The 23,499-nt window shown below is 65.2% G+C and carries 22 protein-coding genes; 11 read left to right on the forward strand and 11 right to left on the reverse strand.

Annotation, left to right across the window (positions count from 1 at the left end; all coding sequences use genetic code 11):
* The first annotated feature begins 2 nt into the window (after positions 1 to 2).
* Positions 3 to 1,184 (forward strand): acetate/propionate family kinase, encoded by a 1,182-nt coding sequence (locus BJ6T_RS35195; RefSeq protein ID WP_014497355.1) that lies wholly within the window; start codon positions 3 to 5, stop codon positions 1,182 to 1,184.
* A 700-nt stretch (positions 1,185 to 1,884) separates the two neighbouring features.
* On the opposite strand, the gene BJ6T_RS35200 is transcribed toward BJ6T_RS35195, so the two are convergent.
* Positions 1,885 to 2,724 (reverse strand): RMD1 family protein, encoded by an 840-nt coding sequence (locus tag BJ6T_RS35200; RefSeq protein ID WP_028170139.1) that lies wholly within the window; start codon positions 2,722 to 2,724, stop codon positions 1,885 to 1,887.
* 333 nt (positions 2,725 to 3,057) lie between these two features.
* Between BJ6T_RS35200 and BJ6T_RS35205 the strand changes: the two genes are divergently transcribed.
* Together BJ6T_RS35205 and BJ6T_RS35210 are read left to right on the forward strand one after the other, a co-directional pair.
* Entirely contained in the window at positions 3,058 to 3,633 is a 576-nt protein-coding gene (locus BJ6T_RS35205) for a glycosyltransferase family protein (RefSeq protein ID WP_014497358.1), read from the forward strand.
* Between the two features lie 66 nt (positions 3,634 to 3,699).
* Positions 3,700 to 4,677, forward strand: coding sequence for a bifunctional helix-turn-helix transcriptional regulator/GNAT family N-acetyltransferase (locus BJ6T_RS35210; protein WP_014497359.1), 978 nt, complete (start codon positions 3,700 to 3,702; stop codon positions 4,675 to 4,677).
* 386 nt (positions 4,678 to 5,063) lie between these two features.
* Here the strand turns inward: BJ6T_RS35210 and moaB are convergent, their stop codons facing one another.
* Positions 5,064 to 5,627 (reverse strand): molybdenum cofactor biosynthesis protein B, encoded by a 564-nt coding sequence (gene moaB, locus BJ6T_RS35215; protein WP_014497360.1) that lies wholly within the window; start codon positions 5,625 to 5,627, stop codon positions 5,064 to 5,066.
* A 143-nt stretch (positions 5,628 to 5,770) separates the two neighbouring features.
* Positions 5,771 to 6,706, reverse strand: coding sequence for a KPN_02809 family neutral zinc metallopeptidase (ypfJ, locus tag BJ6T_RS35220; protein WP_014497361.1), 936 nt, complete (start codon positions 6,704 to 6,706; stop codon positions 5,771 to 5,773).
* Positions 6,707 to 7,102: 396 nt separating this feature from the next.
* On the opposite strand from ypfJ, the gene BJ6T_RS35225 reads away from it, so the two are divergent.
* The 3 genes from BJ6T_RS35225 to BJ6T_RS35235 all read left to right on the forward strand — a co-directional run bounded on the left by BJ6T_RS35225 (position 7,103) and on the right by BJ6T_RS35235 (position 9,531).
* Positions 7,103 to 8,233 carry a site-specific DNA-methyltransferase gene (locus BJ6T_RS35225; protein WP_028150731.1) on the forward strand — a complete coding sequence of 377 codons (1,131 nt, stop codon included), beginning with the start codon at positions 7,103 to 7,105 and terminating at the stop codon, positions 8,231 to 8,233.
* A 165-nt stretch (positions 8,234 to 8,398) separates the two neighbouring features.
* Positions 8,399 to 8,725, forward strand: a complete 327-nt coding sequence (locus BJ6T_RS35230; protein WP_014497363.1) for a hypothetical protein — start codon at positions 8,399 to 8,401, stop codon at positions 8,723 to 8,725.
* A 119-nt stretch (positions 8,726 to 8,844) separates the two neighbouring features.
* Positions 8,845 to 9,531, forward strand: coding sequence for a glutathione S-transferase family protein (locus tag BJ6T_RS35235; RefSeq protein WP_014497364.1), 687 nt, complete (start codon positions 8,845 to 8,847; stop codon positions 9,529 to 9,531).
* 52 nt (positions 9,532 to 9,583) lie between these two features.
* Here BJ6T_RS35235 and BJ6T_RS35240 read toward each other — a convergent pair whose 3' ends face one another.
* From BJ6T_RS35240 to BJ6T_RS35255, 5 genes are all read right to left on the reverse strand, one after another.
* Positions 9,584 to 11,593, reverse strand: a complete 2,010-nt coding sequence (locus tag BJ6T_RS35240; RefSeq protein WP_028170138.1) for a HAMP domain-containing methyl-accepting chemotaxis protein — start codon at positions 11,591 to 11,593, stop codon at positions 9,584 to 9,586.
* Positions 11,594 to 11,863: 270 nt separating this feature from the next.
* Positions 11,864 to 14,410, reverse strand: coding sequence for an HWE histidine kinase domain-containing protein (locus BJ6T_RS35245; RefSeq protein ID WP_014497366.1), 2,547 nt, complete (start codon positions 14,408 to 14,410; stop codon positions 11,864 to 11,866).
* Complete coding sequence (locus BJ6T_RS35250) at positions 14,407 to 14,991, reverse strand: biliverdin-producing heme oxygenase (RefSeq protein WP_014497367.1); 585 nt, start codon at positions 14,989 to 14,991, stop codon at positions 14,407 to 14,409. The genes BJ6T_RS35245 and BJ6T_RS35250 overlap by 4 nt, the downstream gene beginning before the upstream one ends.
* A 130-nt stretch (positions 14,992 to 15,121) precedes the next feature.
* Positions 15,122 to 15,289 (reverse strand): DUF1127 domain-containing protein, encoded by a 168-nt coding sequence (locus tag BJ6T_RS44140; protein WP_080588657.1) that lies wholly within the window; start codon positions 15,287 to 15,289, stop codon positions 15,122 to 15,124.
* A gap of 53 nt (positions 15,290 to 15,342) precedes the next feature.
* A complete protein-coding gene (locus BJ6T_RS35255) occupies positions 15,343 to 15,786 on the reverse strand; it encodes a nuclear transport factor 2 family protein (RefSeq protein WP_014497369.1) in 444 nt (147 codons plus the stop codon).
* A 91-nt stretch (positions 15,787 to 15,877) separates the two neighbouring features.
* Between BJ6T_RS35255 and BJ6T_RS35260 the strand changes: the two genes are divergently transcribed.
* Positions 15,878 to 16,801: a LysR family transcriptional regulator gene (locus tag BJ6T_RS35260; protein WP_014497370.1), complete on the forward strand. Its 924-nt coding sequence runs from the start codon at positions 15,878 to 15,880 to the stop codon at positions 16,799 to 16,801.
* Positions 16,802 to 16,900: 99 nt separating this feature from the next.
* Here BJ6T_RS35260 and BJ6T_RS35265 read toward each other — a convergent pair whose 3' ends face one another.
* On the reverse strand, positions 16,901 to 17,521 hold the full coding sequence (locus tag BJ6T_RS35265; RefSeq protein WP_014497371.1) for a glutathione S-transferase family protein: 621 nt from the start codon (positions 17,519 to 17,521) through the stop codon (positions 16,901 to 16,903).
* Between the two features lie 140 nt (positions 17,522 to 17,661).
* On the opposite strand from BJ6T_RS35265, the gene BJ6T_RS35270 reads away from it, so the two are divergent.
* Positions 17,662 to 18,939, forward strand: coding sequence for a flavin-dependent oxidoreductase (locus tag BJ6T_RS35270; RefSeq protein ID WP_014497372.1), 1,278 nt, complete (start codon positions 17,662 to 17,664; stop codon positions 18,937 to 18,939).
* A gap of 127 nt (positions 18,940 to 19,066) precedes the next feature.
* Positions 19,067 to 20,026 carry an IS5 family transposase gene (locus tag BJ6T_RS35275; RefSeq protein ID WP_014491453.1) on the forward strand — a complete coding sequence of 320 codons (960 nt, stop codon included), beginning with the start codon at positions 19,067 to 19,069 and terminating at the stop codon, positions 20,024 to 20,026.
* 327 nt (positions 20,027 to 20,353) lie between these two features.
* On the opposite strand, the gene BJ6T_RS35280 is transcribed toward BJ6T_RS35275, so the two are convergent.
* Both BJ6T_RS35280 and mutY read right to left on the reverse strand, forming a co-directional pair.
* A complete protein-coding gene (locus BJ6T_RS35280) occupies positions 20,354 to 20,776 on the reverse strand; it encodes a PaaI family thioesterase (protein WP_014497373.1) in 423 nt (140 codons plus the stop codon).
* A 52-nt stretch (positions 20,777 to 20,828) separates the two neighbouring features.
* On the reverse strand, positions 20,829 to 21,968 hold the full coding sequence (mutY, locus tag BJ6T_RS35285) for an A/G-specific adenine glycosylase (RefSeq protein ID WP_039229615.1): 1,140 nt from the start codon (positions 21,966 to 21,968) through the stop codon (positions 20,829 to 20,831).
* A gap of 129 nt (positions 21,969 to 22,097) precedes the next feature.
* On the opposite strand from mutY, the gene BJ6T_RS35290 reads away from it, so the two are divergent.
* Together BJ6T_RS35290 and BJ6T_RS35295 are read left to right on the forward strand one after the other, a co-directional pair.
* A complete protein-coding gene (locus tag BJ6T_RS35290) occupies positions 22,098 to 22,589 on the forward strand; it encodes a DUF721 domain-containing protein (RefSeq protein ID WP_014497375.1) in 492 nt (163 codons plus the stop codon).
* A gap of 127 nt (positions 22,590 to 22,716) precedes the next feature.
* Positions 22,717 to 23,373 (forward strand): DsbA family protein, encoded by a 657-nt coding sequence (locus tag BJ6T_RS35295; RefSeq protein ID WP_014497376.1) that lies wholly within the window; start codon positions 22,717 to 22,719, stop codon positions 23,371 to 23,373.
* Positions 23,374 to 23,499: the final 126 nt, after the last annotated feature.

A 23,499-nucleotide genomic window follows, 5' to 3' on the forward strand; every position in this document is an offset into this window, starting at 1 on the left:
TCATGACGGCGTCGGTCCTCGTCCTCAACTCGGGCTCGTCGAGCATCAAGTTCGGCCTGTTCGACATCGCGGCGGCCGAGCCTGCCCTGGTCTGCAAGGGCCTGCTCGACGAGCACGAGGCGAAGCCGCGGCTCGTGGTGAGAAGCCCTGAGGGCGGAGACCTGTTCGAGACGCGGAGGGAAGCATCCGATGCGGACAGCGGCCATCTGTTCGCGGACGTACTCGACTTCATCGAGGAGCGTTTTGCCGACCACCGCCTGCGCGCCGTCGGTCACCGCATCGTTCATGGCGGGCCGGATTATTCGGGCCCGGTTGAGCTGACTGACGACGTCTACGCAAAGCTGGACGCACTGACGCCACTGGCGCCGCTGCACCAGCCGCGGTGCCTTGAACCAGTCCGCACCATCAGGGCAATAAAGCCCGACCTGGCGCAGATCGCCTGTTTCGACACCGCCTTTCATCACAGCATGGCGGCGCCCGCGAGCCGCTTCGCGCTCCCGCGGCGCTATGAAGAGCGCGGTATCCGGCGCTACGGCTTTCACGGCCTCTCGTTCGAATATGTCGCGGGGCGCCTCGCGAAAATCGCGCCACAGTTAGTTGCCAAGCGCACCGTCATCGCGCATCTCGGCAATGGCGCCAGCCTGTGCGCCCTGCGCGATGGCCGCAGCGTCGACACCACGATGGGACTGACGCCGCTCGATGGCCTCGTGATGGGCACCCGGAGCGGCACGATCGATCCCGGCGTGCTGCTCTATCTGCAGCAGCACGAGAACATGTCGGTCGGGGATGTCCAGCACCTCCTCTATCATGAGTCCGGCCTGCTCGGCGTCTCCGGGATCTCGGCAGACATGCGGGTGCTGCTTGCGAGCCGCGAGGCTGCGGCGCGCGAGGCGGTCGATCTGTTCGTCTTCCGCACAGTGCAGGAGATTGCGGTGATGGCGGCCTCGCTTGGGGGACTGGACTGTCTGGTCTTCACCGGCGGCATCGGCGAGCATGCGAAGGAAATCCGCGCTGCGATTGGTGAGCAGCTTGGGTGGCTCGGCGTGCATATTGACGCGGGTGCGAATGACGCGGCACGCGATCGGATCAGCGGCGGTGGCAGCACCGTCAATGTGTTCGTCATTCCGACGAATGAGGAGCTGACGATCGCTCGGCATTGCGCGGCTGTGCTGCGAGCGAAATGAAAGCCCGGTCGACCGCTGCATCTTTCCCTTCTCCCCCATGGGAGAATTTCAGCGGGCTATGACTTGTCGCGGCGCTGCTGCGCCACTGTCGAAATGACCATGGTGCGCAAAGCCAACGATTTCGCCATCGCTTCGAGCACCATGGGCTAACTACGTTGCTCCGCTCAGTACGGAGAGTACCCGCCCGGGCAAACATAGTTTCCGTAAGCGTCATAGCCGCAGCCGCTGCGGTAGTAGGCCCCCGTCGCAGCTGCGCCGACCGCGGCGGCCCCCACTGCCGCCGCACCGACTCCGTAGCGGTATCCGCGATACCCTGCATACGCGCCCCGATAGCCGTAACGCCCGCCGCGGACGGCGACGGCACCGCCCCGGTACCCACGAGCCGCGACCGCGCCCCCGTGGTAGCCTCCTGCGCGCACGCCGCCGCCGCGACCGCCGCGACCGAATGCGTCATCGGGAGTGAAGGCGACAAGCAGCATAGCTGCGGCTGCCGAAGCGATGAGAGCTTGACGCAACATCAGCGTACTCCTTCTTCGAGGGAGGAAGCCGCGGACTCCTGCACATCGCGTTGACCGCGGGTCCGATCGAAGTCTCGTGCGCTGGAGCTTCGCGCCTTTGATTTGGATCAAACCTGAACGTTCATTTTACATGAACAATGGTTCCTTTTTCGCGCCGTCCGCACAGTGGCGTGCAGGCCGATCTAATGCGTGCCCGACAATATCTGGATGCACCCGATCACGACCTCGATCACGATCAGAACCACCACTGCGATTTCGAGGCGCAGCGAGCGCTGGGTGTCGATGATGTCGGTGAGCGCGTTGGCGGTTTCCGACACCGCGGTGAGCTTGCGCTCGAGCGTGTCGAGGCGCTCCTTCAATTCGTACTCGTCTTCGAGACGGGCATAGAGGCGGTCGAGCTCGGGCTTCTCCCAGAGCACGTCCGGTTTCTCGGCCACCGCGACACGGCCGGCGACGCGCTGCTGGACGAGAAGCGCATTGCCGATCAGTTGCAGGATGCCCTTGCGCCGGGGCGGCGTGCGGCCCTGCTCGGCGAGCTTGCGCGCGAAGGGCTCGATCACGTCGAAGACCGCGGCGACGCGCCGCTCGTCGCGGGCGAGCGAGGTGCTCTTGGCGAGCGCATCCGCAATCAGCAGCAGCCGGTCGTCGGAGAATTTTGCGAGGCAGATCGGCCCGCCCGGCTGGATCGCTTCGGTGCTTTCATCCTTGCAGAGCTGCGCCTGCGCGATCTCTTCCTCGAAGGGGCTGAGCTCGCCGGTCACGCGGGATTTCAGGCTGTCGATCAGCACCTTTTCCTCCGAGGGAAGGAGGCCGATCAGCACCACGACGCCGTAGCGGAAGATCACGACGAGGCCGGCATGGACGCGAAAGGCGGCCGGCGTCGAAGAAACCGCCGCACCAAGCTCAAGCCCGGACGGATTGATGCGTTCACCCAGCATCACGGCGCGAATCCGCAGGATCGGCGCGGCTTCCGGCTTCGGCGATGTTGGCGTTATGCCAACGGCAAGTTGATCTGCGTTCACTGGACTATCTCACTTTGCGCGGCGAGCGTTGCACGTTTTTCCCGTCGTAAGGTTTGTGTCAGACTGCCGGTGCAGCCTTGCGGACGTGCCGTCCTCATCCCGATCATATCGGCAGAGAATGCCCCGTTTGAGGCTCACGAAAACGAGATTCGCCGAAACATTCGGCAACAGCGCCACCCCACGCGCGACATATTCGGGTGCGATGGACTGCCCGTGGCTTACCTTTGCGGACCGAGGCGCCGTCCAAAAGTTGCACTCGGCGATGCCGCGTGTTTATGACAATATCATAACGAGCTACGCTTCTCCCGAAGTGCGGACACCGAAGCCTCAATCATGCTGAGCGTCATCATTCCGACCGACGGCGTCGAGCAGACGGCGGTCGCAACCCTCGCCGCGCTGGTGCCCGGCGCCGCCGCGGGCGTCATCCGCGAAGTGCTGCTGGTCGACGGGACCCGCAACGGCGTCATCGAGCGCGTTGCGGACGTTGCAGGCTGCCGTTTCATCGGCTTCGAGGGATCCTCGCAGGGCGCCGCGCTTGCCGCCGGCGCGCTCCAGGCCCGTTCGCCCTGGCTAATGTTCCTCCCCGCCGGCGCGGTGCTGGAAACCGGCTGGATCGAGGAGACCACCCAGTTCATCCAGGCCGTCGCAACCAGCGGCCGGGATCGTGCGGCGGTGTTCCGCTACGCGCGCTCGCCCTACGTCGATACCGGATTCCGCGACATGCTCCGCGCCGTGGTGCGCAAGCTCGTCGGCCCCCTCGGCGATCAGGGACTTTTGATCGCCCGCGATCATTACGACCGGATCGGCGGCTACCCGCCCCAGGCTCGCCGTTCCGAGGCGCGGCTGCTCCGGCGGCTCGGCCGCTCGTCCCGGACCATGCTGCGCAGCCGGATCGTCATGGTCGGCTGAGGTCGCAGATCTGATACTTGCCAAAGTCAAATAATTGTTTGACAATGGCAAGTATCGAGGTGACCCATGCCATCAGCCCTTTCGTCATCCAGCCCTTCGCCATCCGGCCCCGCTTCGACCGAACAGGTCGCTGACGACCAGGTCCAGGCGGTTCGCGCCTTCAACCGCTTCTACACCCAGAAGCTCGGCGTGCTCGACCAGCAGCTCCTGAAGAGCCCGTTCTCGCTAAGCGAAGCGCGCGTGCTCTACGAGCTGGCCCATTGTGGCGAGCAGTCGGCCAAGGAGATCGGCATCGCGCTCGGGCTCGACGCCGGCTATCTCAGCCGTATCGTGCAGAACTTCGATGAAAGCGGCCTGATCGCGCGCAAGCCGCTTCCGAGCGACCGCCGGCAGGTTCAATTGAGCCTGACCGCGAAGGGCCGCCAGGCCTTCGCCAAGCTCGAACGCTCGTCCCAGGACGACGTCGCCGCGATGCTGCGGCCGCTGCCGGGTGAGGAGCGCAGCAAGCTCACCGGCGCGATGGAGACGATCGAGCGGCTGCTCGCCATGCCGCGCACGCCATCCGCGCGCGCGACCCTGCGCGAGCCCCGCCCGGGCGACATGGGCTGGGTGGTGCAGAGCCATGGCGCGCTTTACGCCAGCGAATACGGTTTCGACTCCGGCTTCGAGGCGCTGGTCGCCGAGATCGTCGCCAAATACATGACCTCCTACGATGCCTCGCGCGAGCGCTGCTGGATCGCCGACATCGAGGGCCGGCCGGTCGGCTCGGTGTTTCTGGTCAAGGCCAGCGACGACGTCGCCAAGCTGCGCCTTTTGCTGCTCGATCCGGCCGCACGAGGCCAGGGGCTGGGCCAACGGCTGGTCGCCGAATGCGTCTCCTTCGCGCGCGCCTGCGGCTATCGGCGGATGACACTGTGGACGCAGAGCAATTTGGTCGCCGCGCGAAAAATCTATCAGGACGCAGGCTTCAAGCTGACCGCCACCGAGCCGCACCGCAGCTTTGGCCAGAACCTCACCGGTGAGACCTGGGAGCGCGATCTCTGATGCGGCGTCACGCGCTCATCACGGGAGAGCTCGTCGATCTCTACAAGCGCCGCGCACGACGGCTGCACGCGGAAGCGTGCCGGACTATGTGGCGCGTGGTGTGGAGCTCGCTCGGACTGAAGAGATAGTCACCGGCGCAGCGGGCGCGATGCGCATTGCTGTGCCCTCGCCCCTTGCGGGAGAGGGCCGCGACGCCGGCAAATGCAAGCTCACTTGCGTGAGGGGTATGTCTCCGCGAGTCTGGAATCGTAGGGTGGGCCAAGGCGCTCTTGCGCCGTGCCCACCTATCCAGCATTGCAAACGAAGTCGTGGGCACGCTACGCTTTGCCCACCCTACGATACCTTGTGCTTGGCTTACGAATGATGCGCGCGCACCAGCAACGCCCTCACACCGTCGCGCCCTGCGCCTTCGCCCTTCGCAGATGCTCGTCCAGGCGCGGCATGATCTCGACGAAATTGCAGGGACGCGTGCGGTAGTCGAGCTGGGCGGCGAGGATGCCGTCCCAGCCGTCGCGACAGGCGCCGGGCGAGCCCGGCAGGCAGAAGATGTAGGTGGCGCCGGCGACGCCGGCGGTGGCGCGGCTCTGGATCGTCGACGTCCCGATCTTGGCGTGGCTCAGCATGTGGAAGGCGATCGAGAAGCCGTCCATGCGCTTCTCGAACAGCGGCTCGATCGCCTCCGGCGTGACGTCGCGTCCGGTGAAACCGGTGCCGCCGGTGGTGATGACGACGTCGATGCCGGTATCCGCAATCCAGCGGCGGATCACAGCGCGGATCGCCTCGACGTCGTCGGTGACGATCTCGCGCGCGGCGAGATGATGGCCCGCCGCAGTGAGGCGGTCGGCCAGCGTCTGGCCGGATTTGTCGTCGGCGAGCGCGCGCGTGTCGGAGACGGTGAGCACCGCGATGTTGAGCGGGATGAATTGTTTTGACTCGTCGATCGAGGCCATTGCGCTGCACCTTCTATCCCGCCCACCGCCGTCATCCTGAGGTGCGCGCCCTTGCGCGCCTCGAAGGATGGGCCGGGGACTCCGCCAATCCTTCGAGGCTCGCCAAAAGGCGAGCACCTCAGGATGACGCCACCAATAGCTTACTACGACCCGCTGCCGAACGTGTTGCAGGCCTGGACGGTGCCTTGCTGGTAGCCGGTCATGAACCACTGCTTGCGTTGCGCCGCCGAGCCGTGGGTGAAGGAATCGGGCACGACGCGTCCCGTGGCCTGCCGTTGCAACGTATCGTCGCCGATCGCACTCGCCGTGGTCAGCGCGGCGTCGATGTCACCGGGCTCGAGGAAATTCGGACGCTTCTTCGACTCGCGATTGACCCAGACGCCGGACAGGCAGTCGGCTTGCAATTCGACCCTCACCTGGAGCGCATTGGCCTCGGCCTTGCTGCCGGCCTGCTGCTGCAGCCGCGTCACGCGCGGAATGATGCCGAGCAGGTTCTGGATGTGATGGCCGGCCTCATGCGCGATGATGTAGGCGGTGGTGAAGTTGCAGGCGGACTTGCCGGAGCAGCCGCGGAAGCGCGTCTCGACCTCGCGGAAGAAACTGGTGTCGAGGAAGATGGTACGATCCGGCGGACAGTAGAACGGCCCCATCGCCGACTCGGCCCGGCCGCAGCGGCCGCCATTGGTGACGTTGCGGAACAGCACCACCTTCGGACCGGTGTAGGACTGGCCGCTGGCCTGGAAGATCTCGCTCCAGCGGTCGTCGATCTCGCCGAGGATGCCGGAGATCATGCTGCCCATCTCGTCGGTCGGCGCGCCGCGCTTGGCCGAGCTCGACTGACGATCGGTCTGGTAGGAAGGCGCCTGGCCGCCGCCGGTGAGGATCTCGGCGCCGCCGATCAGGATGCGCGGATCGATGCCGAAGGCATAGCCGACCAGGCCGAGCACGATGATGGTGCCGATGCCTAGACCGCCGCCGCCCATCGGCAGGCCGAACCCGCCTCCACCGCCGCCCATCCCGCCGCCGTCGCCTCGGCGATCCTCAATGTCGTCGCTGCGGCGGAAGTCATCGTAACGCATGGCGGGCTTCCTTCAGTTGGCGCAAGAACCTGGACGCAAAAGCGCGAGAGCTCAACGTGCCACACACGTAAAATTTCCGTTGCATTAATCAATATCGTGGTCGGCAAAAATTGCCTAGTGCGACAGCATGCCGATGCCAGCAATTTTTCCGGGGTCGTGCAACTTTTTCCGAGAGAAATTTGAGGACCCGACTGCTCCCGCAACGCGAAGAAATACGAAATACACTGGAAAACACGACGAATACGCAGAGCGGAACGCGCACCATGCGCGATGCGAGAGCTGCTCACGAAAGCGGCGGGTTAAGTCGATTTTTACTTTGCCGCTCCATTGTAGCGGTCAGTCGGTTGTTTGGTCCCGCGTCGCCGACAGCGTCGCCTGAGTCAGAGTTCTTGAGTCATGGTAGTGTCGCGTCGCGGGGCGTCTGCAAGGGCGCCCCGCACAAATTTTGAGTCCGCTTCGCACAGCATCATCCTCGGTGATTGCGTCGCCGAGATGTCGAAGCTTCAGGCAGGTTCGGTCGACCTCGTGTTCGCCGATCCGCCCTACAATCTCCAGCTCAAGGGCGATCTGAAGCGCCCCGACGAATCCCATGTCGATGCCGTCAACGACGACTGGGACAAGTTCGATTCGTTCTCCGCCTATGACGATTTCACCCGCGCCTGGCTGCTTGCTGCCCGCCGCGCGATGAAGCCGTCGGCGACGATCTGGGTGATCGGCTCCTATCACAACATCTTCCGCGTCGGCGCGATCATGCAGGATCTCGGCTTCTGGCTCCTGAACGACATCGTCTGGCGCAAGTCGAACCCGATGCCGAATTTCCGCGGCCGCCGCTTCACCAACGCGCACGAGACCATGATCTGGGCCGCGCGCGACGAGAAAGCCAAGGGCTACACGTTCAACTACGAGGCGCTGAAGGCGGCGAACGAGGACGTGCAGGCACGGTCCGACTGGCTGATCCCGCTCTGCACCGGCGAGGAGCGTCTCAAGGGCGCCGACGGCAAGAAAGTGCATCCGACGCAGAAGCCGGAAGGCCTGCTCGCGCGCGTGCTGCTGTCGTCATCGAAACCCGGCGATCTCGTGATCGATCCCTTCAACGGCACCGGCACCACCGGCGCGGTCGCCAAGCGTCTCGGCCGCTCCTATATCGGCTTCGAGCGCGACAAGACCTACGCGAAGGCCGCCGAAGCCCGCATTGCCGCGGTCGAGCCGCTGCCGGAAGAAAGCCTCGCTCCGTTCATGACCGCGCGCGAAGCGCCGCGGGTCGCGTTCTCCGAGCTGATCGAGCGCGGGATGATCATGCCCGGCACAAAGCTGTTCGACGCCAAGAAGAAGCTCGGCGCACTCGTCCGCGCCGACGGCGCCATCATGCTGGGCGACAAGGTCGGCTCGATCCACCGCATCGGCGCGGTGGCGCAGGGGGCGCAAGCCTGCAACGGCTGGACCTTCTGGCATGTCGAGACCAAGAAGGGTCTCAAGCTGATCGACGAGCTCCGCGCCGAGATCCGTGCGGGGATGGGGGCGGAGTAGTTTTCTCCGCGATCCCGTAGGGTGGGCAAAGCGAAGCGTGCCCACCACCTAGAATGCCGCAAGCGACTGCGCTTCGCGCCTTTTCCCACCCTACCGCTCCTTGAATGCCGCCACGGCCAGGACTAGATTCGTGGGATCAGCCCCGTCCTGACCGGTCCGGCTCCGATGCGACGACAGTCCGAGACTTTGCTGCTGGTGCCGCTGCTGCCGATCTTCCTGCTCGGCATGTTTCCGATGTTCCTGATCGCCCTGCTCGGCTTTTTCGGCCTCGCCATCTTCGGCGTGCTGGTGGTCTGCGTCGGGCTCGCCAGCAGCAACGAGGCCCACGACAATTTCAATCACGACGTCATCGTGCACGGCTATGCGCGCGGATCGGAGCGCAAGGCGCGGGCCTCGGACATGCATCTCGCCACGCGGCTCGGGCTGCGCCTGGAGGCCGTGGGTGCGGCCATGGTCATTACGGCGGCGATCGGCCTTTGTTACGCCGGCTGATCTGCGCAGCGCGCAGACACCGCCCGGCAAACTCGCCGGTTGCTCTCCCAGGCCATGTTCAGGCAGAGAAAGCCACGACGCTGCAATCATTCTCTAAAAAGGGAATCCGGGAGACAAACATGCTCAAATTCTATTTCAACGGATCGCCGAACCCGACCAAGGTCGCGCTGTTCCTCGAAGAAGCCGGCCTGGCCTTCGAGCCGGTCAAGATCGACACCCGCACGGGCGATCAGTTCGCGCCGGACTATCTGAAGATCAATCCGAACGGCAAGGTGCCGGCGATCGACGACAACGGCACCATCGTGTTCGACTCGAACGCCATCCTGCTCTACCTCGCCGAGAAGACCGGCAAGTTCCTCCCCGCCGCCAACGTCCGCGGCGAGACGCTGTCATGGCTGATGTTCATTGCCACCGGCGTCGGGCCGTATTCGGGCCAGGCCGTGCACTTCAAGCATTTTGCGCCGAAGGACCAGAACCACGATTACGCGCATAACCGCTACCAGTACGAGACCGATCGCCACTACAAGGTCCTGGACGCTCACCTCAAAGGCCGCAGCTACATGGTCGGCGACAGCTATTCGATCGTCGACATGGCGCTGTGGGGCTGGGCGCGGATGGTGCCGTTCAAGCTCGGCGACGATGCCTTTGCGCGCTACCCGAACGTGAAGCGGCTGGTGGACGAGATCTCGGCGCGGCCGGCGGCGGCGCGCGCGATTGCGCTGAAAGACAAGTTCACCTTCAAGGCCGAGATGGACGACGAGGCGCGCGCCAACATGTTCAAGCACATGACGACCAAGGTCGCCTGATCGCGTCACGCCGCGATTTAAAGGCCACGCGCATGCGCGTGGCCTTTTGCGTTTAGGCGGCGTGGACCGAGTTCAGGAACTTCGCGACTTCCTGCTTCAGCCGGTTGCTGTCTGAAGACAGCGAGCGCGCCGCCGAGAGCACCTGCGAGGAGGCCGAGCCGGTCTCGGACGCGCCGCGCTGGACGTCGCCGATATTGGTCGAGACGCGCTGTGTGCCGTGAGCGGCCTGCTGGACGTTGCGGGAGATGTCCTGCGTCGCCGCGCCCTGCTCCTCCACGGCGGCGGCAACCGCCGACGAGATTTCCGACAGCCGCTCGATCGTGCCGCTGATCTCCCGGATGGAGCCGACCGACTGCTCGGTCGCGGCCTGGATGCTCGAAATCTGCTGGCCGATCTCGCCGGTCGCCTTCGCGGTCTGCTCGGCCAGCGCCTTGACCTCGGAGGCGACCACCGCAAAGCCGCGGCCGGCCTCGCCCGCGCGCGCCGCCTCGATAGTGGCGTTCAGCGCCAGGAGGTTGGTCTGGCCGGCAATCGTGCTGATCAGCTCGACCACGTCGCCGATGCGGGCGGCCGCCTTGGACAGCTCGCCGACGCGCTCATTGGTCCTGCTCGCCTGCCCGACGGCCTCGTTGGCGATCCGGGCGGATTCCTGCACCTGGCGGGCGATCTCGGTCACCGAGGAGGACAGCTGCTCGGTCGCGGACGCCACCGCCTGCACATTGGCCGTGGCCTCCTGTGACGCCGACGCCACCTCCGTCGACAGGTTCTGCGCGCGCGTCGCGGTCGCCGTCAGCGTGCCGGCCGAAGCCTCCAGCTCGTTCGATGCCGACGACACGGTGTCGACGATCTCGCCGACCGCCTGCTCGAACTGGTCGGCGAGCCGGACCATGTCGGCCTTGCGGCTCTCCGCCTGCCGCGCCTCGGTCTCGGTCTGCTCCGTGCGCAAGCGTTCGGTGTCGATCATGTTGGTCTTGAACACCTCGATCGCCTTGGCCATGTCGCCGATCTCGTCGGCCTTGCCGCGCCCGGGAATCTCGACCTCGAGATTGCCGCCGGCCAACAACCCCATCGCGCGCGTCATCGACGTCAGGGGACCGACGATGCTGCGCGCGATCAGGAAAGCGACGATCAATCCGAACAGGGTGGCAAGGCAGCCCGCGATCGCCTGCACGGTGGTCGTGCCGTCAATCACGGCTTCGGCCTGGCTGCGCGACTCCTTGTAGTCCTTCTTCAGAGCGGTTTCCGCGACCTTGAGCTTGGCGATGCTGTCGACGATGAGGGGCGCGAGGCTCTTGTGGTAGATCTCGTCGGCCTGGAGCATCGCGGCCGACGTCGTCTCGAACGCGGATTTGTAGATTCCGAGCGAGGTCTTCACCGGCGCGAGCGTGGTTCGCAATTCGGCCGCCTGCGGACTCTTTTCGAGCGCCGAGAGGCGCTGCGACGCCCTGTCCACATTGGTTCTGAAGTTGGCGGGCCCCTTGCTGTCGCGCAGGGCCAGGAAACGCCAGTTCGCGATCTGGACCAGAAGGAGTCTGGATTCGAGGTCCGCGACGAGGGCCCCGGTGTCTTCGTCGACGGCTGCGCGCGCCACATCGACCAGCTTGCCCATCTTGACAGTCAGCTCGTCACCGCTCGGCAGCAGCGTCGCCTTGCCGGTCCGCGCCTCGTTGACGGCGTCGCCGAGATTGTCACGCAGGCTTCGCATTTTCGCGATGTCGGCGATCAGATCGTTGTAGAGCTTCCGCCGCTCCTCGGAGAGCGTTCCCTGCGCCCCGACCTTCAACAGCTCGGTCGCCGCGGTCTCCCGTTCTGCGGCCTCCTTCATTGCGGGCTCGCTGGCGTCGTAGATGTAGCGCAGATTGGCGCGCTGGATCGCCTGAAGATGGGTCGAGACCTCCAGAACCCGCGCCGTGCTGTCCGAAAACGCCGAGGCCTTTGCGACCTGGTCCTGCACGGACCGCAAATTCCAGATGGCGACCACCGCCATCACGAGACCAACCGCCACCAAGGCCATGAAACCTGCGTACAGGCGCCCCCTGATCCGCAAACGAAAGTTCGGCATTCCCACTGTCCACCCAGGTGCATGTGAATTCGGGCGGACGAACGACCCCGGCAATCGTCACGGCCACCCCCGGCAGCCGCGAGTCGCTTTTCGGCACCCACGCTGCACCGCGGTACAATGAGGGACACTCGTTAATTGAACCTTCCGATTTTTCGCGCATCTGTGCGCCGGCCCGCCCAGGACCTGCTGATTTTATCGGCAGTTGCGCCGATTTCGGTGCGAAGCCCGCAGCCGCTTGCAGAGCGCTGCACGCGTCGCCGGGATGGATGTCTATTGGGCGACCGTCCCCTGCAACTTGCCGAGCGCGTTCTCGACGACTTCCAGCGTGTACGGCTTTTGGACCACCGGCGCGGACGCCAGCTCCTCCGGGATCGGCGCGCGCTCGCCATAGCCGGTCGCGAACATGAAGGGCACGCCGATCTCCTTCAGCTTCTGCGCAACCTTGATGCTGCTCTCGTTGCCGAGGTTGAGATCGAGCAGCGCAAAACCCGGACGCGTGCGCTCGATCGCGCGCAACGCCTGGTCGACGCTCGCCGCAGTATCGACATGGCGGGCCCCGAGATCGAGCAGGATGACTTCCGCCGCCATGGCGATGATCAGATTGTCCTCGACGATCAGTGCCGTCTCGGAAATTCGCGGACGGGCGGGCTGCTGCTCCTCGACGCGCATGGCGGCTCCTGCGATTGATGGTACCAGTTCGACGAAATTGGGCGGGATGACGAATTTGGCCTGGACGCCCAGCAGGTCGAAGCGGATTTCGGCTTCGCCCTTGAGGTCGAACGGCACCGAGCGCTCGATGATGGTGGTGCCGAAGCCGCGGCGCGACGGCGGCTGCACCGGCGGCCCGCCGCTCTCCTTCCACTCGATCTCGAGGCTCGAATTCGGATCGAGCCGCCAGACCACCTCGACCTGGCCGGTGGAATCCGCGAGCGCACCGTATTTGGCGGAATTGGTCATCATCTCGTGCACGACCAGCGCCAGCGTCGCGAACGCCTTGGGATCGAGCGCGACGTCGGGCCCGCCCATCTTCACGCGGCCGGCACGCGCGCCGAGATAGGCGCCGGCCTCGGACTCGACCAGCGAGCGCAGCGCAACCGGCGCCCAGTTCAGATTGGTGATCTGGTCGTGGGCACGGGCCAAGGCCTGGACGCGGCCGCCGAGCACGCCGGCGAACTCCTCGACCGAAGTCGCGGTGTCCTTGCTTTGCGCGACCAGCGCGCGGACGAGGCTCAAAATGTTGCGGACGCGGTGATTGAGCTCGGCGATCATCAGCTCCTGCCGCTCCTGTGCGCCGCGACGCTCGCGGGCGGCAAGGTCGGACAGTTGCAGGATCACTTCGAGCAGCGTGACGCGCAGGCTCTCGGCGATGCGGATGTCGGCCGTGGACCACGGTTTCGACTGGCCCGCCACCGTTTCCTGCCAGAGCTCAAAGCTCTTGCGCGGCGTCAGCCGCGGTCCGTTCGGACCCTCGTCATAGACCTTGTCGGGCGCGCCGGCCCAGTTCACCGAGCGCACGACCTCGCGCCGGAAGAAGATCAGGCAATCGCGCGGAGTCCGCGAGATCGGAATGGCGAGAAATCCCGCCGCGCGGTCGCGAAAGGACTGGCCGGCGGCATAGACCTTGGCAATCTCGGCACTGGCGAAAATCCGTCCCGGCGAGGTCCGGTTGATGAAGGCGACCAGCTCCTTCACCTCGTCCTCGGTCGGCGTCTGGCCCTGAAGCGCGATCTTGTTGTCGGACCACACCGCCACGCCGTCGCAATCGATCATCCCGCGATAGTCGCCGAGGAAGTCGACGATCGCGCGCCGGCTGTGCTCGTGCGAGGCCGCGGTCTCGATCAACCGCTCCTGCACCTGGTGAGCGCGCATCTCATAGGCGACATTGCCCTCGCGTTCGCGCCCCTCCACGATCCAGGAGAACATCTGCCCGAACAGCTCGGACGCGGTGCGCTTCTCGAACGAGATGTAGCGCGGCGAATAATGGTGGCAGGCGAACAGGCCCCACAGCTTGCCGTCGCGCAGGATCGACACCGACATCGAGGCCCCGACGCCCATGTTGCGCAAATATTCGATGTGGATCGGGGAGACCGAGCGCAGCACGCTCATGGAGAGATCGAGCAGCCCCGCATTGTGCGTGGCCGTCGAAAACAACGCGGCCGGTGTCGAATTGATATCGGCGATGATGCGCAGCCAGTTGCGCTGATAAAGGATGCGGGCCTGCTTGGGGATGTCGGAGGCCGGATAGTGCAGGCCGAGGAACCGTTCGAGGCCGGCTTCCGCAGCTTCAGCAATCACTTCCCCCGATCCGTCCGGGTGAAACTGATAGACCATGACGCGGTCGAACCCGGTCAGGACCTTGAGCTGGCGCGCTGCCTCGCGGGCGAGCTCGGTCATGCCGCGGGTCTTGCGGATTCGCTCCAGCATCAGGCGGACGAGCTCGCCGGAATTGACGCCGGGCTCGCTGACGCTGGGCTCCGCCTCGATGACCAGATAGGCGCCGGAGAAGTGGATGGAGAGATCGCAAGGCGGCTTGCCGGGCTGGAGCTCGACACCGAACATGCGCTCGGTCGTATCGGGGCCGCTGAGATGATCGACGCGGCTGCGAATGGTCTGGACGGCGGCTTCCGAGATGACGCGCGACAGCGGCTGCTGCAGCAGGTCGGCGACGTCAGTCCCGAGAAAGCTGCCGACATTGTCGGAGGCCATGCAGATCGTGAAATCCGACAGCACCGTCAGCAGGAAGCCGAACGGCTGGACGCTGCCGGGGATGTGGATCGGCTCGCGATCGCAATTGGTGAGATTGACCGCCTCGTTCATGCGCGGTCCGCCGCCTGCTCGAAGGCCGCGAAAGCGACACGTGCCGACTCGATCGCCTCGTCCTCGTCGCATGCCTCGTCGTTTTGAAGCTTCGCCAGAAAGCTCTGCCAGAGCCGTTTGCCCGCGCCATGGCTGAGATAGGCGGTGGCCTCGCCGATGCGCGGATCGCCCGCATCCGCGACCGCCTTCAGCAGAAACTTTGCGCCGAGACGGGAGCCCTCCAGAACATACAACGTGCCGAGCACGCCACTGCGCGTCAGCGGTGGCACGGACACGGTGGATTGCGCGGCGCTGCCGAGCTGCGCGAGATCGGTCGCGATCGCGGCGCTACGCGCCCGCTCCCGCCAATCCGGAAACATCCTGGCGACGCCAGCCTGCACGAGCGCAGCTTCGAGCGGAAGAAGTGCACCGGCGCTGGCTTGCAGGAAGCGGCGGTAACCGGACAGGACTGTGAGGTCGAACGACGAAAGCTGCGCATCGAGCTCCCGGTGCGCATTCGCAGTCGCATCTCTCAATCGCTCGCGGAGTCCGGAAAAGCTGCGGCCCACCTGTGTTGAAACGTCCGAAACCCCAGCCAGCATGAAATTTCCCAAACGCGTGCGATGCCGGGGGCGCGATTGCCCCGGAAACGGGCAAACGCCCGGCGGAACCCGAAGGTTCCGCCGGCTACGATAAAATGGGGCAGGCAGCGCCTGGATCTCGTCCGTTTGTCTAACTCCGTCGCACCGGTCTCCTCAGTTCGTACGCGATCTCCGCCCGGGTCATGCCGCAGTCCTGAAGCTCCCGGTCGCTCATGGCGGCGAGCTGGTACCGGGCTCGCGACCGTTCGCGCCTGACATGGACAATCGCTGCCAGCCTGCGCCAGATCGACACGACCATCGCCGACCGGGGCCGACGACACCGGTCGGCGGACGAGATGGTCCTCAATCCGGTCAGCTCGCGGCCCTCACGGGCGTCTGCGGAAACGGACCGAGCGCCTTCTCGGTCAGGGTCGAGTCGCAATATTCGCGGATCTCCTTGATCTTCCCGTCCTCGAGGCGAAACACCAGGCAGTAGTCGTTGTCATAGCGAACGCCCTCGGACGTGACGTTGTCGCCCTTGGCTTCCACCACGACGACGTCGCCGTCGGCGATGAAACGGTGAGCTACGGTGCGGGTCCGGTCGCGCAAGCGGGTACGCACATAACCGTGCAGATCGCCAAGGATCGCCTCCTTGCCGGTGAAGGTGCGCGACCAGGAATACTGGCCGGTCACGACCCATCTGGCATCGTCGGCAAGGCTCGCGGTGAACAGGGCCCGGTCGCGCGCGGCCGGATCGGGATTGGCGGCGGCGGCAAAGATATCCTGCATCAGTTTCTTGTTGGCGCTCGCGCTCATGGCGGCATCTCCGTTTGGTGGCAACTCGGAGATCATCCCAGCCGGAGTAGAATTCTTCAAATCGATAGTGGATATGATATCTATTCGCCTCATGAATTTGAATTCGCTTGACCTCAATCTCCTGACCGCGCTCGACGCGCTGCTGCGCGAGGCCAATGTCAGCCGGGCCGCGCTTCGGATCGGGCTGTCGCAGCCGGCCGCGAGCCACGCGTTGCAGCGCCTGCGCGACATCTTCGGCGATCCGCTGCTGGTGCGCACCGGCGCCCGCATGGAGCTGACGCCGCGGGCGCAAGCGCTCCGCGCACCGCTGGCCCAGGCACTCGACCAGGTGCGCGGGCTGTTCATGCCCGACGACTTCGACGCCGCGCGCAGCGAGCGACAATTCCGCCTGATGATGCCGGATCTCGCCGTCGAGCTGCTGATGCCGCCCTTGATGGAGAAGGTGACGCGGGCCGCGCCCAACGTCCGCATCGACGTCGTACCGTGGCGGGGCCCCGCGATCTTTCACGCCGAGTTCGCCCGCACCATCGACCTCGTGATCTCGATAGGCAACGCCTTCAAGGGCTTTCACCGCCAGTTGCTCTACACCGACAGCGACGCGCTGGCGGTGCGGCGCGGCCATCCCATGGCTGCGAAGCTGAAGCGGCGCGAGACGTTCCTGGCGGCACGCCATATCGGCGTGATCATCCGCGGCCAACCGGAGGATCTCATCGACACCTGGCTGCGGACCAAGGGCATCGAGCGGCACATTTCGCTGGTGGTGTCAGGCTATCTCGAAGCGCTGCACGTCGCCGCCCGCACCGACCTCGTCGCCTTCGTGCCGCGCCGGCTGATCGCGGCGCTGTCGAAGCAGCTCGGCCTCGTCGCGCTGACGCCGCCGCTCGATCCCGGGATCGACGAGCAGTTCATGTTCCATCCGACCCGCGCACAGATGGATCCGGGCTCGATCTGGCTGCGGCAGCTGATGCTGGAGACGGGGCGGGAATTGGAGCAAGCCAAGCGCAAGCTATCGTAGGGTGGGCAAAGCAAAGCGTGCCCCCACCTCTTCGCACAACTTGGAAAGATGGTGGGCACGGCGCTTTGCGCCTTTGCCCGCCCTACAAGAGCTACGTTCCTACGCCTTCTGCGCGTCCATCACCTTGCACACGGCGGGGCGGTCTGACATGCGCTTGAAGTGATCGGCGATCTTCGGCGTGGCGTTGATGTCGACGCTGTCACCCTCGAGCCAGAGCGAGAGCGTGTGGAGGTAGGGATCGCAGATCGTGAACTGGTCGCCCATCACCCAGGGACCTTTGAACATCTTCTGCTCGATCAAGGCGAAGCAGGCGCCCATGGTCTTCGGCACCATCGCCTTCATGTCGGCGAACGAGCTCTCCTGCGTCGCCCAGCGCGCGCCGCGCATCTTGTGGGCATGGTTGATGTGCGCGGTCGAGCAGAGATAGGAATTGAACGACTGCACCTGGGCGAAGTCGAAGGGATCGTCGAGCGGGGCGAGTTTCGCCTTGGGGAAGGTCTGCGCGATGTAGGCCAGCATCGCAGGCGTCTCGGTCAGCACGCCGCGATCGGTCACCAGCGCCGGCACGCGGCCCTTCGGATTGATCGCGAGGTATTCCGGGCTGTTCTGCTGGTTATCCTTGAAGCTCAGCCGTTCAGCCGTGTAGTCGGCGCCGGCCTCCTCCAGGGTCATGTAGGTGGCGAGCGCGCAGGTGCCGGTGGCGTAGTAGAGCTTGAGCATGTCGGACCTCATGGGAAAATTGGAAACTAACGGCTGCGGGCCGCCAGGTCCATAGCACGGCGTTCTCCGTGCTTTTACTCTTCGCAGTTGCCCACCGCCGCCCGCCTGTGCCAAGACGCCCGCAATCGGAGGGGTTTGTCATGACCGTACTCATCGCCGGTGGCGGCATCGGCGGGCTGACGCTTGCGCTCAGCCTGCACGGAATCGGCGTTCCCGTAAAAGTGTTCGAGAGCGTCGCGGAACTGAAGCCGCTCGGCGTCGGCATCAACGTGCTGCCGCATGCGGTGCGCGAGCTGATCGAGCTCGGGCTGATGGACCGGCTGGACGAAAGCGGCGTGCGCACCCGCGAGCTCGCCTATTTCTCCAAGCACGGCAAGCCGATCTGGAGCGAGCCGCGCGGGCTGGAAGCCGGCTATAAATGGCCGCAATTCTCGATCCATCGCGGCACCCTCCAGCAGCTCCTGCTCGACACCGCGATCGAGCGGCTCGGCCGCGAGAATATCCTGACCAGCCACCATCTGACCGGCTGGACCGAGACGGACAGCGGCGTGCGCGCCGACTTCATCGACAGGGCGACCGGCAAGGCTGCCGGCAGCTACGACGGCACGATCCTGATCGCCGCCGACGGCATCCATTCCGCCGTGCGAGAGAAGCTCTACCCGCAGGAGGGACCGCCGATCTGGAACGGCCGCATCCTCTGGCGCGGCGTCACGCCGTCAAAGGCCTTCCTCACCGGCCGCACCATGATCATGGCCGGACACGAGATCCTGAAATTCGTCTGCTATCCGATTTCGAAGGCGCCGGATGCAGCGGGCAACCATCTGATCAACTGGGTTGCCGAGCGCCACATGCCGCCGACCTATCAGTGGCGGCGCGAGGATTATAACCGCACCGCGCGGCTGGAGGAGTTCTTGCCCTGGTTCGAGAGCTGGCAGTTCGACTGGCTCGACGTGCCCGGCCTGATCAGGAACTGCCCGCACGCCTACGAATATCCGCTGGTCGACCGCGATCCGGTGTCGCAATGGACCTTCGGCCGCGTCACGCTGATGGGCGACGCCGCGCACCCGATGTACCCGATCGGCTCGAACGGCGCCTCTCAGGCGATCCTCGATGCCCGCACCATCACGCGCGAGATCCTGGCGCATGGCCTAACGACCGCGGCGCTGCTCGCCTACGAGGCCGAGCGCAGGCCCGCGACCACCGACCTCGTCCTGCTCAACCGCAAGAACGGCCCCGAGCAGGTGATGCAGCTGGTCGAGGAGCGCGCGCCCGACGGCTACGACGTCGTCACCGACGTGCTGTCGCAGAAAGAGCTCGAGGACATCGCCGCGAACTACAAGCGCGTCGCCGGCTTCCAGGTCGAGGCGCTGAATGCGAAACCGCCGATCGTGAGTGCTGGTGCGCGCGCGGGTGGTTGAGTTCAGCTCAATATCTCTAATGCTCTCGCACGAAGCGAGATGCACGTTGATGCGCCCTCTCCCCTTGCGGGGCTGTTGCGTAATTCGTCAATTGTGATTCCCTAGGGCAAAGCCTTGGAGGGTAGCGATGGCGGTCAAGCGGACGGGACAGCCGAGCTTTGTGGAAGCGCTGATGCCGAAGGGGGCCGGCGCCAATGCGGCGCTGGATCGGCTGGCTGGCCTGGTCAAGTGGTACCGGTTCGAGAAGCTGATCGGCCATTTGCGGGATGAAGGGAGCCCCGGTCGACCAGGCTATCCGGTGTTGGTGCTGTTTCGTGCTGTGCTGTTGCAGTCGCTGTATGGTCTTTCGGAGCGCGAACTCGAGGAAGCGCTGGGCGACCGGTTGTCGTTCAAGCGCTTCGTCGGTTTGAGCCTTGAGGATGCGACGCCCGACCACACGGTCCTGAACCGCTTCCGGAACCAGCTCGTTGAACAGGGCCTGCTGGAGAAGCTGTTTGGCGAATTGGATCGTCAGCTTGAGAATGCTGGCGTGATCCTCAAGCGCGGCACGATGCTGGATGCGACCTTGATCCAGGCAGTCTCGGCTCCGCCCAAGGAGGATCGCCCCTCAAACGACCCTGATGCCCGGTTTGCCAAACGGCAGGGCAAAAGCGGCTCGACCTTCGGTTACAAGGCCCATGTGGGTGTGGACGAAGGATCCGGCTTGATCCGCGCGGTGCTGACCACACCCGCTAACGTCAACGATACGACACCTGCGGACGCTTTGATCCGGGGCGATGAAGCTGCGGTGTGGGCCGATGCGGCTTACGACACCCATGCCCGACGGGCCCGGCTGAAGGCGGAGGGCAAGAAACCCCGCATCGCTCGTCGGCCCAACAGACATCATCCGGAACTGCCGCCCAGGCTCAAACGCTACAACCTCCTCATCGCGCGCCGCCGAGCCCAGGTCGAGACCACCTTCGCTACTCTCAAACGCCGCATGCGGCTGACCTGCATCCGCTACGTCGGTCTGATCAAGGCGACCGGGCAAGTCGTGCTCGCCGCGATCGCCTTCAACATGAGGCGGTGGGCCACAATCGCCGCGTGAGCCACCCTCCGAGGGCGACAACTACAGATCTTGGCAGGCAATTGCCGGGACCAAGGCCTTCGTTCCTGACGTCTTCAGCCTCAAGAGCTGATAACGCAACAGGCCCCTTGTGGGAGAGGGCAGCGACGCTGCCAGACACAAACTCGCTTGGGTGATGGGTCTGTCTCCGCGATCACATCTCTTGCAATTGAATTCGCGGCTAGAGACCCCTCATCCGGCGCCATAGCCGAAGCTTCGCTTCGGCGTTCTCTTAAGAACGGCGCCCCGAAGGCCGCCTATGCCACCTTCTCCTACAAGGGGAGAAGGGATACCACATACGTGGCTCGACTATTTCCCCACCACCCTCGCCGCCTCCAGCAGCCGCTCGCTGGCGCTCGCCGTCGCCAGCACCGTGCCGTCTTCGGCCATCAGCTTCGCCTCGACGAACGCAATCGTCTTGCCGAGCTGCGTCACCCTGGCCTCACCGATGATCGGGCCGGGCCTTGCGGGGCTGAGGAAATTCACGGTCATGCTGATCGTGGTGGTGTAGAGCCGGCCCTCGCTCATCACCAGCACGGCTGGCCCCATGGTGTCGTCGAGCATGGCAGAGAGCATGCCGCCCTGGATGAAGCCCGCCGGATTGCAGAACTCGGGCTTGCCCTCGAAGGCGAGCCTGATCCAGCCCTCCTCCGGACGGGCATCGAGCAGGCGCCATCCGAGCAGCTCGGCGCAGGGCGGCCTTGGAAAATTGTCGAGTGCGGTCTTGACCATCGGCAGCCTCCGTATCGGGCGCTGATAGCGTAGCGCTGCTGCCAGCGTGCTGTCAGGACGGTGAGGCCGTTGAAGGATCGAGCGCGTGCGCGATCACCTTGCGCATGACGTTGGGCAGCGCCTCACCGGCGAGGGTCGCGATCGGCACCCAGCGCATGCCCTCGGGCGCGCGCGAGCGCGCGTCGGCCTTCGCCGTGTAGACCACCAGCTCCAGCGGAAAATGCGTGAAGACGTGGGTGACGACGCCCACCTTGCGCTGCCAGCGCGACAGCCTCTTCAGCTCGGGCGCCTGCTGCTTCGCCGTTGCGTCTTCCTGGCCGGCCAGCCAGTCCGAGCCCGGCACCTCGGTCATGCCGCCAAGGAGGCCTTTTTCGGGCCTCGAGCGGACCAGCAGCTCGCCGCCGCGCGTCACGACGAAGGCAGCACCGCGCCGCAACGTTCCGCTCTTCTTCGGCGCCTTGCGCGGAAACGATTCCTGCGTCGCCAGCGCACGCGCGGTGCAATCCTCGTTGAGCGGACAGAGCGAGCAGGCCGGTTTCTTCGGCGTGCAGATCGAGGCGCCCAGATCCATCAGCGCCTGCGCGCTGTCGCCGGCGCGAGACTTCTCGTCGCCGGCGCGTGAGTCTGCGAGCAGCGTCGCCGCCAGTTGCTGGATCAGCGGCTTGGCCTGCGGCAGCTCCTCCTCGACCGCGAACAGGCGCGACACCACGCGCTCGATATTGCCGTCGACCGGCATGGTGCGGCGGTCGAACGCGATCGCGGCGATCGCGGCCGCCGTATAGGGTCCGATGCCCGGCAGCGCGCGCAGCCCCTCTTCCGTGTCCGGAAACACACCGCCGTGCTCGCGCGTCACGGCCACGGCGCAGGCGTGGAGATTGCGCGCGCGCGAGTAATAGCCGAGCCCGGCCCACATCCGCAGCACGTCATCCAGCGAGGCTCGCCCGAGCGCCGTGACATCCGGCCAGCGCGCGACGAACTTCTCGAAATAGGGGCCGACGGCTTTCACGGTGGTCTGCTGGAGCATGATCTCCGACAGCCAGACGCGGTAAGGGTCCGAGGTCTGGCCGGGCATCGCGCGCCATGGCAGACGGCGGCGATGGCGGTCGTACCAGGCGAGCAGCAATGTGGGACGAGCCGATGCCTCCGGCTGAATTGGTTCCGACTTGGCCTTCAGGGCAGATCTGGGGCTCATGCTCTCACTGTAGCGGCAACGCGGCGGCCTCTCCACGTCATGCCCGCGCTCGTCGCCGGCATCCACGTCTTTCTTCGCGGACCGCTCCCCCAATGGTGAGGCCTGCCCTCCGAAGTGCTATAAGGGTCCATGTCCAAATTCCCTCCCAAACCCGGCCCCATCAGCGCCAAGCCGCTTTCGCTGCTTCTCAACGACGTCTTTGCCGAGGCCTATGCCAAGCAGGGATTTGCCGCGCGCGAGCTGGTGACGCGGTGGGCGCAGATCGCCGGGCCGGAGATCGCAGCCCATGCCGAACCTCTGAAGATGCAATGGCCGCGGCCGGTCGAGGGCCAGCCGCAGGAGCCGGCGACCCTGGTGCTGCGGGTCGAGGGGCCGATGGCGCTGGAGATCCAGCACTCTGCCGACGTGATCCTGGAGCGGGTCAATCGCTTCTTCGGCTGGAGCGCGGTCGGCAAGCTCGCCTTCCGCCAGGCCCCCCTGTCGCGCGCCCGGCGGCCGGTCCGACCCGGCCCGCCGGATCCCAAATCGGTGGCCAAGGTGGCGGAGAGCCTGGGGGACATCGAAGATGAAGAATTGAAGACAGCGCTGGCGCGGCTCGGGGCGGCCATCAAGCGAAATTGAGCCTCATTCCGCCGGTAATCTGGACCCGTCCCTGTCGCTCGCCATTGCCTCAAACTACGTTTCAAGCTAGCGACAGGCCGCCTGAACGGGAACTTCGGGCGAGACCACGCCAATTCGGGAGCCGACCTTGATCATCACCCGCCGCGCCTTCAACACGATGCTGTCGCTGACCGGTCTTGCCGCGCTCGCCGGGCTGTCGCCGCTGCGGTTCATCAACGAAGCCATGGCGCAGTCGGCCGCCGATGTGGCCAAGCCCGTGTCGCTGCCCGACATGGCACTCGGCCCCAAGGACGCCCCCGTCACCATCACCGAATATGCCTCGATGACCTGCCCGCATTGTGCGGCGTTCAACGAGCAGGTGTTCCCCAAGATCAAGTCGGAATACATCGACACCGGCAAGGTGCGTTACATCTTCCGCGAGTTCCCGCTCGACATCAAAGCCGCCGCCGGCTCGATGCTGTCGCGCTGCATCGCCAAGGACGACGCGCCGAAATATTTCGCGGTCACCGACATGCTGTTCCGCCAGCAGAACGACTGGGTGCTGAAGAACACCACCGAGACGCTGACGCGGATCGGCAAGCAGGCCGGCCTCACCCAGCAGCAGGTCGAAGCCTGCCTGAAGGACCAGGCGCTGCTCGACAAGATCGCCGCCGACCAGAAATACGCCAGCGACGTTCTGAAGGTGGATTCGACGCCGACCTTCTTCATCAACGGCGAGAAGATCAAGGGCGAAGCCTCGTTCGATGAATTCGCCAAGAAGATCAATCCGCTGCTGAAGAGCTGATTTTCCCCGCTCGGCACCTGATTCGCATCTCGAAAGCCGTATCTTTCCCGGCATAAATCCCTTGGGAAAAGCGGCTTTCGCCGGTTGCCCTCGCGGCGCACCGCGGCCATTGTCCGACCGCATGAG

Source organism: Bradyrhizobium japonicum USDA 6 (assembly GCF_000284375.1).
GTDB lineage: Bacteria > Pseudomonadota > Alphaproteobacteria > Rhizobiales > Xanthobacteraceae > Bradyrhizobium > Bradyrhizobium japonicum.